At 75.0% G+C, this 14,127-nt stretch carries 11 protein-coding genes; 7 read left to right on the top strand and 4 right to left on the bottom strand.

Annotation, left to right across the window (positions count from 1 at the left end):
• Nucleotides 1–84: 84 nt before the first annotated feature.
• Entirely contained in the window at nucleotides 85–1,050 is a 966-nt protein-coding gene (locus tag K1Y72_RS32365; protein ID WP_258574325.1) for an anti-sigma factor RsbA family regulatory protein, read from the bottom strand.
• A 148-nt stretch (nucleotides 1,051–1,198) separates the two neighbouring features.
• Entirely contained in the window at nucleotides 1,199–2,299 is a 1,101-nt protein-coding gene (locus K1Y72_RS32370) for a carboxylate-amine ligase (protein WP_220170338.1), read from the bottom strand.
• Between the two features lie 179 nt (nucleotides 2,300–2,478).
• On the opposite strand from K1Y72_RS32370, the gene K1Y72_RS32375 reads away from it, so the two are divergent.
• Nucleotides 2,479–3,126, top strand: coding sequence for a DUF4232 domain-containing protein (locus K1Y72_RS32375; protein ID WP_220170339.1), 648 nt, complete (start codon nucleotides 2,479–2,481; stop codon nucleotides 3,124–3,126).
• Between the two features lie 26 nt (nucleotides 3,127–3,152).
• On the opposite strand, the gene K1Y72_RS32380 is transcribed toward K1Y72_RS32375, so the two are convergent.
• The gene (locus tag K1Y72_RS32380) at nucleotides 3,153–4,295 is read right to left on the bottom strand and encodes an acyl-CoA dehydrogenase family protein (protein ID WP_258574326.1); all 1,143 of its coding nucleotides are present in this window, start codon (nucleotides 4,293–4,295) and stop codon (nucleotides 3,153–3,155) included.
• A 174-nt stretch (nucleotides 4,296–4,469) separates the two neighbouring features.
• On the opposite strand from K1Y72_RS32380, the gene K1Y72_RS32385 reads away from it, so the two are divergent.
• The 4 genes from K1Y72_RS32385 (at nucleotide 4,470) to K1Y72_RS32400 (ending at nucleotide 10,519) form a co-directional block, all read left to right on the top strand.
• Nucleotides 4,470–6,290, top strand: coding sequence for a methylmalonyl-CoA mutase subunit beta (locus K1Y72_RS32385; RefSeq protein ID WP_220170341.1), 1,821 nt, complete (start codon nucleotides 4,470–4,472; stop codon nucleotides 6,288–6,290).
• Nucleotides 6,290–8,503: a methylmalonyl-CoA mutase gene (scpA, locus tag K1Y72_RS32390; protein ID WP_220170342.1), complete on the top strand. Its 2,214-nt coding sequence runs from the start codon at nucleotides 6,290–6,292 to the stop codon at nucleotides 8,501–8,503. Before K1Y72_RS32385 ends, scpA begins: the two co-directional genes overlap by 1 nt.
• Nucleotide 8,504: 1 nt before the next feature.
• Entirely contained in the window at nucleotides 8,505–9,482 is a 978-nt protein-coding gene (gene meaB, locus K1Y72_RS32395) for a methylmalonyl Co-A mutase-associated GTPase MeaB (protein WP_258574358.1), read from the top strand.
• A 62-nt stretch (nucleotides 9,483–9,544) separates the two neighbouring features.
• Nucleotides 9,545–10,519 (top strand): GNAT family N-acetyltransferase, encoded by a 975-nt coding sequence (locus K1Y72_RS32400; RefSeq protein ID WP_220170344.1) that lies wholly within the window; start codon nucleotides 9,545–9,547, stop codon nucleotides 10,517–10,519.
• A 16-nt stretch (nucleotides 10,520–10,535) separates the two neighbouring features.
• On the opposite strand, the gene K1Y72_RS32405 is transcribed toward K1Y72_RS32400, so the two are convergent.
• Nucleotides 10,536–11,258 carry a TetR/AcrR family transcriptional regulator gene (locus tag K1Y72_RS32405; RefSeq protein WP_220170345.1) on the bottom strand — a complete coding sequence of 241 codons (723 nt, stop codon included), beginning with the start codon at nucleotides 11,256–11,258 and terminating at the stop codon, nucleotides 10,536–10,538.
• 85 nt (nucleotides 11,259–11,343) lie between these two features.
• Here K1Y72_RS32405 and K1Y72_RS32410 point away from each other — a divergent pair, with 85 nt between their 5' ends.
• Together K1Y72_RS32410 and K1Y72_RS32415 are read left to right on the top strand one after the other, a co-directional pair.
• Nucleotides 11,344–12,807: an MFS transporter gene (locus tag K1Y72_RS32410; RefSeq protein ID WP_220170346.1), complete on the top strand. Its 1,464-nt coding sequence runs from the start codon at nucleotides 11,344–11,346 to the stop codon at nucleotides 12,805–12,807.
• A gap of 286 nt (nucleotides 12,808–13,093) precedes the next feature.
• Nucleotides 13,094–14,089, top strand: coding sequence for a hypothetical protein (locus K1Y72_RS32415; protein ID WP_220170347.1), 996 nt, complete (start codon nucleotides 13,094–13,096; stop codon nucleotides 14,087–14,089).
• Nucleotides 14,090–14,127 lie beyond the last annotated feature (38 nt).

The following is a 14,127-nucleotide window of genomic DNA, read 5'->3' on the forward strand; positions in this document are numbered from 1 at the left end:
CCTTCGCTACCGGTCGGTAATCACCTGTCGGGCAGGAGGCTAGAGCATCGGCCCCCGCGCCGGGCGGCCGGGCGGGCCGGCGGGTCAGGCGCGCAGGTAGGCGCGGACGGCGGTGCCCTCGGGGCCGCTGCGGACCCGCACCAGGTCGGCCAGGTGGTGCACCATGAGCAGCCCGCGGCCGCCGTCGGTGGACATCGCGACCGGCCGCCGGCCGGCCAGCGGGTCGCGGATCCGCCCGGCGTCGGCGATCTCGCAGACCACGTACCCGTCCTCGGCCCACACCCGCAGCCGGCCGCGGCCGCCGCCGTGCACCACCGAGTTGGCGGCCATCTCGTTCACCGCGAGCTCCAGCTCGCCGACCCGGCGCCGGCCGAGGCCGAGCGCCGCCGCATGCTCGCAGGCGAAGCGCCGCAGCGCCGGCAGCGCGTCGCGGTCGAAGTCCAGCGAGGCGGCGTCCGCCGGCTCGGGCAGCGCCGTGTTGCAGTCGGCCAGCACGCGCTCGGGCGCGAAGCCCCCGCTCCGGCGGGCGTCGGCGCCGGCGCCGAGCCAGCCGTGCGTGGCGCGCGCGTCGTCCAGCGCGGACGGCGCGAGGCCGGCGGCGTCGAACGGGCAGAGCAGCGCGATGTCGCGGCCCTCGAAGGCCAGGCCGACGAGCGCCTCGTGCTGGGCGCAGGCCGGGTACTCCAGGGCGGAGCGGCCCGGCCAGACCGCCTCGGCGACGATCCGCGCCCGCCCCGGCCCGGGGTGGCGGTCGGTGAAGGCGCGCAGCACGCCCGGGATGATCCAGCCGGGGTTGCGGCCCACGTCGGCCATGTCCATCCAGGTGACGCGGGCCCCCTCGGCGCCGAGGGCGTCGCGGAGCGCGCCGAGCCGCGGGCCGGGCACCGCCACCGCGACCGGCGTCCCGTCCCGCAGGCCGGCCCGCAGGAACGGCAGGACGCCCGCCACGTAGGCGTCGGCGTCCTGGTAGATCAGCGCGGCGTGCACGAAGCCGTCCGGGGGCAGCCCGGAGAACTCCGGGGCCGCGGCGGGTGGCTTCTGCTGGGACATCGGGTCGAGGGTACGCACCGGCGGGCCGGCAGGGCGACGCAGGGGCATCTCTACCTCCCCCCGGGCCTGCTGACGTGGACAAGACGATCGCTACCCTACGGCGGCCGGTGAAAACAGGGGGACGGGCGGTGTGATCGGGACCGCTCGGTCAGCCCCCTTCCGGGGCGGGGGAGAGCAGGACGTCGTCGACCACGTCGGTGAGCAGGCCGCGGCGGCGGAACACCGCGCGCTGCCGGTCGGCGCCGTTCCCCGACTCCAGCAGCGCGGCGACGCCGGCCGTCACCGCGGCGAGGTCGCCGCTGTCGTCCAGGGCGGGGCGGACGTGCCGCAGCAGGTCGCGGACGAGGTCGGCGGCGGCGGCCGGGCGCCCCGTCCGCAGGTCCAGGGCGCGGCCGGTCAGCCCGTCGCGCGCGGCGAGCCAGTAGGCGGCGCGCAGCATCTCCGCGGACGGGTCCGGCGGCGCGGCGCCGTCCTCGACCGCCGCCAGCGACACCTGCACGAGGGCGCGGACGAGCGCGGCGAACACCGCCGCGTCGCCGGTGGTGCGCGCCACGTCGCCGAGCCGGACCTCGATCGTCGGCAGCCGCGCGGAGGGCCGCACGTCCCAGAAGATCGTGCCGTGGTCCATCAGCGCCCCGCAGCCGAGCAGGGCGGCGACCACGTCGTCGTAGTGCGCGGCGGACTCGAAGAGCGGCGGGGGGCCGGCGACCGGCCACCGCGACCACGACAGGACCCGCCAGCAGGCGTGCCCGGTGTCGCGGCCCGCCCAGTAGGGCGAGTTGGCGGCGAGCGCCAGCAGCACCGGCAGCCAGGGCCGCAGGTGGTTGCCGACCCGCACCGCGCGGTCGCGGTCGGGCATCTCCACGTGGACGTGGCACGAGCAGATGCACTGCTCGTCGTCCAGCGCCCGGTAGGTCGCGAGGCTGTCGGCGTACCGGGCGCCCGCCGCGATGGGCGGCGGCAGCAGCTCGCCGAGGACGGGCGTGCCGGAGGCGGCGAGCCGCACCCCCTCGCGCTCGGCGGCGGCCGCCATCGCCGCCCGCATCGACCGGACCTGCTCGGTCAGCTTGGCGAGGTCGTCGCACGGCGGGGTCTTCGCCTCGGCCAGGAAGCTGACCAGCTCGGTGGACGCGCGGTCGCCGAGCACCGCCTCCGCGCGCCGCACCACCGCCTCCGCGCGGGGGACGACCTCCCGGGAGACGGGATCGACGACGAAGTACTCCTCCTCGATGCCGAATCTCAGGGCCATCCCACCACCTCGCGGTCGGGGTCGTCGTGAACGGCGCTGCGCGGCCGGCGCATCCTCGACGGTACGTGCCCCGGCCGCCGTTCGCACCTCCCGGAACCGGCCGATGGCGGGCGGCGTGCCCGGTTTGCCCGGCGGCGGTGCTGGAAACAGAGGGGGCACCCGGAGAGAGGACGTGCGCCGTGAGGATCGCCGCGAGAGCCGCCGCGCCCGTCGCGGGAGCCGCGCTCATGCTGGCCGGGGCCGCCTGCTCGAGCGGCGGGGACGGCGCGGCGGGCGGCTCGCCCGGACCGTCCTCCTCGGCGCCCGCCGCGACGCCCCCCGCGTCCGGGTCGCCCGGCCCGTCCGGCCCGTCCGGGACGCCGTCCGCCACGCCGACGGCGGGCGGCACGGCGGCGGGCGGCACGACGCCCCGCTGCTCGACGGCGGACCTGCGGATGGCGCTGGAGCCCGCCGGAGCGGCGGCCGGGAGCCGGTACGCCTACCTGGTGCTGACCAACCGGTCGGGGAGCGCGTGCCGCGTCTACGGCTACGTCGGGATGCAGCTGTACGGACCGGACGGGCGGCTGCCCACCGACGTGCGGCGGGCGGAGCCGTCACCGTCGCCGCTGGTGCTGAAGCCGAACGGCAGCGCGTACGCGCGCCTGCAGTGGACGGTGGTGGCGAGCGGCGGCGAGTCGGCGACCGGGCCCTGCGAGCCGACGCCCGAGCGGCTGGAGGTCACCCCGCCCGACGAGCGCACGCGGCTCTCGGGGACCTGGTCGCAGGGCATGGTGTGCGCCCACGGGCGCATCAGGGTGACGCCGCTGGCGCCCGGCCGCGGCACCTGACGGGGCGGGGCCGGGCGGCGGCGGGCTCACACGAACGCGCCGTGCCCGGTCACCGCGCGGCCGACGATCAGCGTGTTGATCTCGCGGGTGCCCTCGTAGGAGTAGAGCGCCTCGGCGTCGGCGACGAACCGGCCGATGCCGTAGTCGAGCACGATCCCGTTGCCCGCCATGAGCTCGCGGGCCCAGCCGACGGCCTCGCGCATGCGGGTGGTGCAGTGGGCCTTGGCGAGCGCGGAGTGCTCGTCGCGGTACTGGCCCGAGTCCTGGAGCTGGGCGAGGCGGACCACCATCCCGAGCGAGGAGGTGGCGTTGCCGAGGATCTTGACCAGCAGGTCCTGGACGAGCTGGAACTCGGCGATCGGCCGCCCGAACTGCTCGCGCTGCACCGCGTACTCGCGGGCGATCTCGTAGGCGGCCAGCATCACCCCGACGGCCTGCCAGGCCACGCCGCTGCGGGTCCGGCGGAGGATCCCGGCGGTGTCCTTGAACGAGCCGGCCGCGGCGAGCCGGTTCTCCTCGGGGACGCGGCAGTCGCTCAGCACGATGTCGGCGTTCTGCACGGTCCGCAGCGCGATCTTGTTCTCGATGCGGGTGGCGGCGAAGCCGGGGGTGCCCTTCTCCACCACGAAGCCCTTGACCTGGCCGTCGTCCTCGTCGCGCGCCCAGACCACGATGTAGTCGGCGAACGTGCCGTTGCCGATCCAGCGCTTGGCGCCGTTCAGCACCCATGCGCCGCCGTCGCGGCGGGCGGTCGTGCGGAGGCCGAGCGCGACGTCGGACCCGCCGTGCGGCTCGGTCAGCGCGAACGCGCCGATCTTGTCCATCCGGCCCATCTCCGGCAGCCAGCGCTCGCGCTGCTCGGGCGACCCGCAGGCGCCGATGCTGCCCATGGCGAGGCCGGTGTGCACGCCGAAGAACGTCGACATCGACGGGTCGCAGCGCGCCATCTCCAGCGCCAGGAAGCCGGTCAGCAGGCTGCTCGGCGTCTCGCCGCCGCACTCCTCGAACCCCAGGCCCGCCACGTTCAGCTCGCCGAACTTGGGGATGAGCGCGAAGGGGAACTCCGCCTTCGCCCAGTGCTCGTCGGCGAGGGGGGCGACCTCGGTGGACAGGAAGTCGCGCACCCTGCCGAGGATCTCCTGCTCGCGCGGAGCCAGCAGATCCTGCATGTGGTAAAGGTCACCGGGGATGGCATCTAGGGTCATGGCCTCCCTCCTGCCCCGCCGCCAACGCCCTAATCTGTCCAGGTCCGGGGCTGGATGGGGCGAGGGCCGGGGGCCGGCCGCGCCGAACGGGGGACCCGGTCGCCGGCGGCGGGTACGCGCTCGCTTACCATCCCTGGCATGACGGTGCCGCCTGAGGAACTCGAACTGGCCGCCGCCTTCCCCCCGGCCGAGCGCGACCGGTGGCGGGAGATGGTGAAGGGGGTGCTGCGCAAGTCCGGCGCGGCGACCGAGGACACCCCCCTGGAGGAGATCGAGGGCCTGCTCGCGCGCCCCTCCTACGACGGCGTGCCGATCGCGGCGCTCTACACCGCCGGCGACGGCGCGCCGGGCCGTCCCGGCCTCGCCCCCTACGTGCGCGAGGTGCGCCCGGACGCCGAGAGCCTCGCCGGCTGGGACGTCCGCCAGCGGCACGCCGCGCCCGACCCCGCCGCCGTCCGCGAGGCGGTCCTCGCCGACCTGGAGAACGGCGCCACCTCGGTGTGGCTCGTCCTCGGCGAGGCGGGCCTGCCCGTGGACGGCCTCGCCGAGGCGCTCCGCGGCGTCCACCTGGACCTCGCGCCGGTCGTCCTCGACGCCGGCCGCCGCACCCCCGAGGCCGCCGAGGCGTTCCTCGCCCTCGCCGCCGAGTCCGGCAAGGCGGCCCGGGTGGCCGGCGGCCTCGGCGCCGACCCGCTCGGGCTGCGCGCCCGCACCGGCGACGTCCTGCCGGTGGAGGCCGCCGCCGAGCTCGCCGCGCGCTGCGCCCGCGACTTCCCGAGGCTGCGCGCCGTCACCGTGGACGGCACCGTCCACCACGACGCGGGCGGCTCGGACGCCGACGAGCTGGCGGGCGCCGTCGCCGCCGGCGTCGCCTACCTGCGCGCCCTCACCGACGCCGGCCTGAACGTCGACGAGGCGTTCGGGCAGATCGAGTTCCGGCTCGCGGTGAACGCCGACCAGTTCCTGTCGATCGCCAAGCTGCGCGCCGCCCGCCGCCTCTGGGCGCGCGTCGCCGAGGCCAGCGGCGCCGCCGACGGGACCGCGGCGCGCGTCCACGCCGTCACCTCCTCGGCGATGATGACCCGCCGCGACCCGTGGGTGAACATGCTGCGCACCACCGTCGCGGCGTTCGCCGCCGGGGTCGGCGGCGCCGACGCCGTCACCGTGCAGCCCTTCGACGCCCGCCTCGGGCTGCCCGACGCCTTCTCCCGCCGCATCGCCCGCAACACCCAGACGCTGCTGCTGGAGGAGTCCAGCCTGTCGCGCGTCGCCGACCCGGCGGGCGGCTCCTGGTACGTCGAGAAGATCACCGAGGAGCTGGCGCGGGCCGCCTGGGACCGCTTCACCGAGATCGAACGGGCCGGCGGGTTCGCCGCCGCCCTGGACTCCGGCCTCATCGCCGAACGGCTCGCCGCGACCTGGGAGCGGCGCCGCAAGGACATCGCGCGCCGCAAGGCCCCTCTCACGGGAGTCAGCGAGTTCCCGAACCTGGCCGAGAAGCTGCCCGAGCGCGCCCCGGCGCCGCCCGCCCCGTCCGGCGGCCTGCCCGCCGTGCACTACGCGCAGGACTTCGAGGCGCTGCGCGACCGCAGCGACGCGCACGAGGCCGCGACCGGCGCGCGTCCCGCGGTCTACCTGGCGACGCTCGGGCCGATCGCCGTCCACACCGCGCGCGCCTCCTTCGCCGCCAACCTGTTCCAGGCGGGCGGCATCGCCACCGTCAGCGGCCCGCCCGAGGACTTCGCCGCCTCCGGCGCCGCCGTCGCCGTCCTCTGCTCCAGCGACACGCTGTACGCCGAGCACGCCGCGGACGCCGCCGCCACGCTGAAGGGCGCCGGAGCGGTGAAGGTGTGGCTGGCGGGTAAGGGCTCCTACGACGGGGTGGACGACCGGGTCCACGCGGGCTGCGACGCCGTCGCCGTCCTCGAGGCCACGCTGCAGGATCTGGGAGTGAGCTGATGATCCCCGACTTCGCCGGGCTGGAGCTGGGCGCCCCCGCGCCCGCCGCCGACGCCGCCAAGCGCTGGCGCGCCGCTGTTGCCGAGTCCACCGGGAGCGACCCCGAGGCGCTCGCCTGGGACACCCCCGAGGGCATCGGCGTGAAGCCGCTCTACACCGGAGACGACCTCGCCGGCCTGGACTTCCTGGACACCCTGCCGGGCATCGCGCCCTACCTGCGCGGCCCCTACCCGGCCATGTACGCCACCCAGCCGTGGACGATCCGCCAGTACGCCGGGTTCTCCACCGCCGAGGAGTCCAACGCCTTCTACCGGCGCAACCTCGCCGCCGGCCAGAAGGGCCTGTCGGTCGCCTTCGACCTCGCCACCCACCGCGGCTACGACTCCGACCACCCGCGCGTCGCGGGCGACGTCGGCATGGCGGGCGTCGCGATCGACTCCATCTACGACATGCGGCAGCTGTTCGACGGCATCCCGCTGGACCGCATGAGCGTGTCGATGACCATGAACGGGGCGGTGCTGCCCGTCCTCGCCCTCTACATCGCGGCCGCCGAGGAGCAGGGGGTAGTGCCGGAGGAGCTCGCCGGCACCATCCAGAACGACATCCTCAAGGAGTTCATGGTCCGCAACACCTACATCTACCCGCCCGCCCCCTCGATGCGGGTCATCTCCGACATCTTCGCGTTCACCTCGCAGCGGATGCCGAAGTACAACTCCATCTCGATCTCCGGCTACCACATCCAGGAGGCCGGGGCCACCGCCGACCTGGAACTCGCCTACACCCTCGCCGACGGCGTGGAGTACATCCGCGCGGGCCGCGAGGCGGGCCTCGACATCGACGCGTTCGCGCCGCGCCTGTCGTTCTTCTGGGCGATCGGCATGAACTTCTTCATGGAGGTGGCCAAGCTGCGGGCCGCGCGGCTCCTGTGGGCGCGGCTGGTGAAGGGCTTCGACCCGAAGAACCCCAAGTCGCTGTCGCTGCGCACCCACTCGCAGACCTCAGGCTGGTCGCTGACGGCGCAGGACGTCTTCAACAACGTCGCCCGCACCTGCATTGAGGCGATGGCCGCGACGCAGGGCCACACCCAGTCGCTGCACACCAACGCGCTGGACGAGGCCCTCGCGCTGCCCACCGACTTCTCCGCGCGCATCGCCCGCAACACCCAGCTGCTCCTGCAGCAGGAGTCGGGCACCACCCGCACGATCGACCCGTGGGGCGGCAGCGCCTACGTCGAACGCCTCACCTACGACCTGGCCCGCCGCGCTTGGGGCCACATCGCCGAGGTCGAGGAAGCGGGCGGCATGGCCAAGGCCATCGACGAGGGCCTGCCGAAGCTGCGCATCGAGGAGGCCGCGGCCCGCACCCAGGCCCGCATCGACTCCGGCCGCCAGCCCGTCGTCGGCGTCAACAAGTACCGGCCCGACGCCGACGAGTCCATCGACGTCCTGAAGGTCGACAACGCCTCGGTGCGCGCCCGGCAGATCGAGAAGCTGCGGCGCCTGCGCGAGGAGCGCGACGAGGCCGCGGCGCGCGCGAGCCTGGACGCCCTCACGGCCGCCGCGGACGCCGCCGAGAAGGGCACCCGCGGCCCCGGCCTGGAGCGCAACCTGCTCGCCCTCGCCATCGACGCGGCCCGCGCCAAGGCCACCGTCGGCGAGATCTCCGACGCGCTGGAGCGCGCCTACGGGCGCCACGCCGCGCAGATCCGCACCATCTCCGGCGTCTACCGGGAGGAGGCCGGCCGGGTGTCGGCGATCGAGGAGGCCCGCGCCGCGACCGACGCGTTCGCCGAGGCCGAGGGCCGCCGGCCGCGCATCCTGGTCGCCAAGATGGGCCAGGACGGCCACGACCGCGGCCAGAAGGTCATCGCGACCGGGTTCGCCGACCTCGGCTTCGACGTCGACGTCGGCCCGCTGTTCCAGACGCCCGCCGAGGTCGCCCGCCAGGCCGTCGAGGCCGACGTGCACGTCGTCGGCGTCAACTCCCTCGCCGCCGGGCACCTCACGCTGGTGCCCGCGCTGCGCGAGGAGCTCGCCGCGCTCGGCGCCGGCGACGTCATGATCGTCGTCGGGGGGGTGATCCCGCCGCAGGACTTCGCCGAGCTGCGCGCCGCCGGCGCCGCCGCGATCTTCCCGCCCGGGACCGTGCTCGCCGAGGCCGCCCTCGGCCTGCTGGCGGACCTGGCGGCCCGGCTCGGCCACCCGGCGGCGTGACCTGGTGAGGGAGCTCGGCGACTACGTCAAGGGCGTCCGGGCGGGCTCGCGGGCCTGGACCGCGCGCGCGATCACGCTCGTGGAGTCCGCCCGGCCCGACCACCGCGAGCTCGCGCAGCGGCTGCTCGCCGAGCTCGCCCCGCACGCCGGGGACGCGCGGCGCGTCGGGATCACCGGCGTGCCCGGCGTCGGCAAGTCCACCTTCATCGACGCCCTCGGCACGAGCCTCACCGGCGCCGGGCACAAGGTCGCGGTCCTCGCGGTGGACCCGTCCTCCACCCGCACCGGCGGCAGCATCCTCGGCGACAAGACGCGGATGCGGCGGCTGTCGGTCGACCCGGACGCCTTCATCCGCCCGTCGCCGACCGCCGGGACGCTCGGCGGCGTCGCCCGCGCCACCCGCGAGGCGATGGTCGTCATGGAGGCCGCCGGCTACGACGTCGTCCTGGTGGAGACCGTCGGCGTCGGGCAGTCGGAGACGACCGTCGCCGAGATGGTCGACTCCTTCCTGTTCCTCACCCTGGCCCGCACCGGCGACCAGCTCCAGGGCATCAAGAAGGGCGTCCTGGAACTCGCCGACGTCATCGCCGTCAACAAGGCCGACGGGCCGCACAAGCGCGACGCCGAGAAGGCCGCCCGCGAGCTCGCGGGCGCGCTGCGGCTGCTGCGCAGCGCCGAGCGCGAGCACGACGTCCCCGTGCTGACGTGCAGCGCCCGCGACGGCGACGGGCTGGACGAGGTCTGGCGCAAGCTCACCGACCACCAGGACCGGATGCGCGCCTCCGGCGAGCTGGAGCGCCGCCGCCGCGCCCAGCAGGTCCGCTGGACGTGGGCGATGGTGCGCGACCGCCTGCTCGCCGAGCTGCACGCCGACCCGGCCGTCCGCGCGCTCGCCCCGGAGCTGGAGGCGCGGGTCGCCGACGGGACGCTGCCGCCCGCGCTCGCCGCGCAGCGCATCCTGGACGCCTTCTCCCGCTGATTACCCGCGGTGATTGCCCGGGGACCGGGTCGCGCGCCGCCGGGATCCGGTAAAAAAGTCTGATGGACGTCATCGAGCTCGGTGATCCGACGGACGCGCAGATCCGCCAGTGGCACGCCGTCCTCACCGCGGTCCACGCCGCCGACCCCGCCGGCGAGCCCGCCCCCGAGCCGGAGCACACGACGGCCCGCCTGCTCGGCGCCGAGCAGGGCTCGCGGCAGCGGCTCTGGACGGCCGTGCGCGACGGCGAGACCGTCGCCGTCGCGGCGCTCCGGCTGCCCGGCGAGCCCGGCGCGGCCCGGCCCGGCGAGATCGACATCCAGGTCCGTCCCGGGCACCGCCGCGCCGGCGTCGGCCGCGCCCTGCTCACCGTCGCCGCCGCCGCGCTGCGCGCCGACGGGCGGGCCTCGGTGATCGCGCAGGTCCTGGCGGGCACCCCCGCCGTCCCGTTCCTGGAGGCGCACGGCTTCGCCTGCGTCCTGGTGCTCCAGGGCCTCGTCCTCGATCTGGACGCGCTGCCCGCCGGGCGCGTCGGCGCGCTCGTCGCCGCCGGGCCGCCCGGCTACGAGCTGATCCGCTGGCGCGGCGTCGTCCCCGACGAGCACGCCGCCGACCTCGCCCGCGCCAAGGAGGCCATGGCCGACCTCGCCGAGTACGAGGGCGCCCCCTGGGACGCCGGCCGGGTCCGCGAGATGGGCGAGCTGGTCGCCAAGCGCGGCGACGCCCTGTACACCGTCGCCGCCGTCCGCGACGGTGTCATCGCGGGCTTCACCGAGGTCGTCACCTCCGCCGACCAGCCGGGCCGCGCCGCCCAGTACGACACCGCCGTCGTCCCCGAGCACCGCGGCCGCCGCCTCGGCATCTGGGTGAAGGCCGCGATGCTGGAGTGGCTGGCCGCCGAGCGCCCCGAGGTCCGCGAGATCGAGACCGACAACGCCGGCGACAACGTCCACATGCTCGCGGTGAACACCGAGCTGGGCTTCCGCCGCCAGCGCGAGTCCCGCGAGTACCAGGCCCTGGCCGCCGACCTGCCCTGACCCATCCGGGCGCCGGTCAGGCCCCCGCCTGGAGGCGGAGACCCGCCAGCGTCAGGTCCAGCGCGGCGATGAACTGCTCCCTGTCGTCGTGGCCGTCGACCTCCCCGGCGATCTGGCGCATGAAGGGGAACTCGTCGGGGTCCAGCGTCCGCCACATGTCGGTGTAGCGCCTGAGGAACGCGTCGCGGTCCGTGGCGCCCTCCAGCACCTCGGGGGGAGGCTCCTCCCCGAGGTCGACGGCGTTGCCGACCACCAGGCTCACGATCCCCGACCCGGCGTGGAAGCGCTGCCGGGGGGTGAGGTCGAGCCGCAGCGTCTGCTGCCCGATCTTCTCGTAGATGCGGAGCGAGTTGTTCGGGGAGCCGACGTTCAGCATGAACGGTCCCCCCAGCCACGGCCGGTCGACGATCGCGTCGAACAGCGTCACGGCCATCCAGCGCAGGTCGTCGATCGGGTCGGCGGTGTCGGCCCGCTCCTCGAAGGCGGTGAGCACGCCGCCGAGCACGTGGTCGACGGCGCGGTCGACGAGGTCCTCCTTGCCGGAGACGTACCAGTAGATGCTGCCGACGCCGGTGCCGAGGCGGGCCGCCAGGGCCCGGATCGTCAGCGCCGACGCGCCCGCCTCGTCGAGCAGCGCCACGGCGCCCGACAGGACGGCCTCCATGGAGTGCGAGGCGCGCCGCCGTCCCCGGGGCGGGCGCTCGGCGGGTCGTGGTCGCGGGCTCGTCATGGTGTCCATCCAACCATGTTTGCCACATCATCGAACATGGTTCTATGATGGAACACGGTTCGATAATCGTTGACGCCCCGAGAGGAGGCCGACCATGACCACCACCGCCGATGCGGCCGCGGCCCCGACGGCCCGCACCTATCCGTCCCTCCGCGCGGCCTGGATCCCCCTGACCGCGCTCTGCCTCGCCTTCTTCGTCGAGATGGTCGACAACACCCTGCTCTCGATCGCGCTGCCCACGATCGGCCGCGACCTGGGCAGCGGCACGACCGCTCTGCAGTGGGTCACCGGCGCCTACTCCCTGACGTTCGGCGGCCTGCTGCTCACGGCCGGATCGCTGGCCGACCGCCTGGGGCGCCGCCGCGTGCTGCTCGTCGGCCTCGCGGTGTTCGGCCTGCTGAGCCTGTGCGTGGTCGCCGTCGACTCGGCGGGCGAGCTCATCGCCCTGCGGGCCGGTCTCGGCATCGCCGCCGCGGCGATGGCGCCCATCACCAACTCGCTGGTCTTCCGCCTGTTCGGCGACCAGGCGCTGCGCATGCGCGCGATGACCCTGATGATCATCGTCGGCATGTCGGGCTTCGTCCTCGGCCCGCTGCTGGGCGGCACCGCCCTGGCCCACGTGCGGTGGGAGTGGCTCCTGGTCGTCAACGCCCCGATCGCCCTGGTCGCGGCCGTCGGCGTCCGGCTCGGCGTCGCGGCCGACCGGCCCGAGGACCTGACCCGCGACCGCCTGGACCTGCCCGGCGCCGTCCTCAGCGTCCTCGCCATCGGCCTCGCCTGCTACTCGCTGACCAGCGGCGTCGAGCACGGCTGGCTGTCCGCCGCCACGATCGCCTCGATCGCCGGCGCCGTGGCCGCGGCCGCCGCCTTCGTGTGGCACGAGCGCCGCAGCGCCGCGCCCATGCTGGACCTCGGCCTGTTCTCCAACGGCACCGTGCGCGGCGCCGCCGTCGCGCAGATCGGGACGGCCATCGCGATGGCCGGCGTGATGTTCGGGCTGATCCTGCACTTCCAGTACGCCTACGGCTGGAGCCCCGTGCGGGCCGGCCTGGCGAACCTGCCGCTCATCGCGACCATGATCGCCGCGACCCCGCTGTCGGAGTGGCTGGCCAAGCGGTTCGGCCACCGCGTCGCCTGCCTGGTCGGCGCGGCCTGCCTGGCCGCGGCCCTGGCCGGCCTCGCCTGGGGCGTCGACCACGGCTACGCCGCCATCGCGGCCTGCATGGTCGTGATGACCATCGGGCTGCGCACCGTCATGACGATCTGCGCCATCGCCCTGGTCGACGCGATGCCGGCCAACCGCACCTCGATCGGCACCGCGCTGAACGACACCGCCCAGGAGGTCGGGACCAGCGTCGGCACCGCCGTCATCGGCACGATGATCGCGGCGCTGGTCACCACGCGGCTGCCCGCGGGCGTCTGGAGCAGCGACCTCGTGGCGTCGTTCTTCCACGGCGAGCGGATCGCCTACGCCGTGCTGGCGGTGGTCGTCGGCCTGGTCGCCGCGGGCGGCGCGCTCACCCTCACCGACTCCCGCTCCACCGAAGAGCACCCGTAGCCGGCCGCCCGGCACGCCTCGTCTCCGACGAACAAGGGAAGCCATGCGTTACAACGGCCGCTCGCGCCCACGCGCGAGCGGCCGTCCTCGCACCCGCCGCACCCCGCGCCGGACCATCGAGCAGGCTCACAACCGGGACAAAAGCCCCGAATCTGATCCCGCGAGCTCTATCTACGGGGAGTTATCCACAGAACGCCGTTCGTGTTCTCCTCATGTGCGCCGCCCGCCACCCTGGAAGCACGCCCTTCGAGTCCCGCCCGGGGACTCGGGGCGCCAGGAGGCGCACATGTCCCGACGGCTCAAGATCCGCATCCCCGGTTCGGCGTCCAGCCGTTTCCTCGTCACGTCCGAGCATCCGCCGCCCACCGTCGCGGCCCTTCGCACGGCTCTCACCCGAACGCCGCCCGATCACGAGCACCGCCACCGGCACCCACCCGCCGAAGGCCGCCCCGGACTCGACACCCGCACGCTCGACACCCCCACGCCCGCAACCCGCCCGTCCGACGCTCACGCGCGCACTGCCGCGGGGCTGCTCGGCTCACCGCTCCTCACCCTCGACGCGCGAAGCACTCCCACACCCTGGTCGGCGCGGCTCCGCACCATCGCGGGGCTCGAGCCCGGCGATCTCGACGAGATCACGCGCGCTTCCCACCATGTGGTCCTGACCGGCCTCTCCGCTCCGGCGAACTGGCCTCTGCACCCCCAGTCCACCCGCTTCGCCGCCCGCACCCTGGCGTCCCTGACGGGCGGACGCGTCATCGACATGGACGCCGGCCATCTGCTGCCCCGAGGCCATGAACCTCCGCCTCGCCCTGGCCGCTTCGTGCTCGGGGAGCACTGGGTGCAGATCTACATCACCCCTGGAGCCGGCCCGCACCTGCGCGCCGACACCTACGGCCTGCACCGCTTCGGTCTGCCCGAGCTCGCAGTGCGCGGACTCTCCTACGGCACGATGCACACCGGTGCGGCCGTGCTGCGGTCCCTGGCCCAGGCGCTGTTCACCGAGCAGTGCGAACGGGGGGCGGAGGACGGCCCGGGCGAGTGGTTCCTCTCGGATGCACGAGACCTGGCGGGCGACGACGTCCTGCGCTTCTGGGGGATGGAACCCGCCGGCCTGGGCGGCGTCGCCGTGCACCTGGCCTGGACCCGGCCCACCTGTCCGGTCTGCGTGTCCTGCGCGGGCGCCTTGGAGGTGTGCTCCCCACTAGGACACGCCCTGGCCGCCTGGTGGTCCAAAGTGGAAAGGGCACTACCCGTAGTAAGACCACCCACCTTCCCTTGACCCTCAACAAGCGACAGCCGCAAGCGACAAGCAACAGG

Origin of the sequence: Actinomadura parmotrematis (assembly GCF_019458805.1) — a bacterium.
Lineage (GTDB): Bacteria > Actinomycetota > Actinomycetes > Streptosporangiales > Streptosporangiaceae > Spirillospora > Spirillospora parmotrematis.

Excerpts from the sequence above, each read along its gene's own strand:
- K1Y72_RS32365 (WP_258574325.1), bottom strand. The coding sequence starts at position 1,050 with ATGTCCCAGCAGAAGCCACCCGCCGCGGCCCCGGAGTTCTCCGGGCTG.
- K1Y72_RS32370 (WP_220170338.1), bottom strand. The coding sequence starts at position 2,299 with ATGGCCCTGAGATTCGGCATCGAGGAGGAGTACTTCGTCGTCGATCCC.
- K1Y72_RS32380 (WP_258574326.1), bottom strand. The coding sequence starts at position 4,295 with ATGCAGGATCTGCTGGCTCCGCGCGAGCAGGAGATCCTCGGCAGGGTG.
- K1Y72_RS32385 (WP_220170341.1), top strand. The coding sequence starts at position 4,470 with ATGACGGTGCCGCCTGAGGAACTCGAACTGGCCGCCGCCTTCCCCCCG.
- scpA (WP_220170342.1), top strand. The coding sequence starts at position 6,290 with ATGATCCCCGACTTCGCCGGGCTGGAGCTGGGCGCCCCCGCGCCCGCC.
- K1Y72_RS32400 (WP_220170344.1), top strand. The coding sequence starts at position 9,545 with ATGGACGTCATCGAGCTCGGTGATCCGACGGACGCGCAGATCCGCCAG.
- K1Y72_RS32405 (WP_220170345.1), bottom strand. The coding sequence starts at position 11,258 with ATGGACACCATGACGAGCCCGCGACCACGACCCGCCGAGCGCCCGCCC.
- K1Y72_RS32410 (WP_220170346.1), top strand. The coding sequence starts at position 11,344 with ATGACCACCACCGCCGATGCGGCCGCGGCCCCGACGGCCCGCACCTAT.
- K1Y72_RS32415 (WP_220170347.1), top strand. The coding sequence starts at position 13,094 with ATGTCCCGACGGCTCAAGATCCGCATCCCCGGTTCGGCGTCCAGCCGT.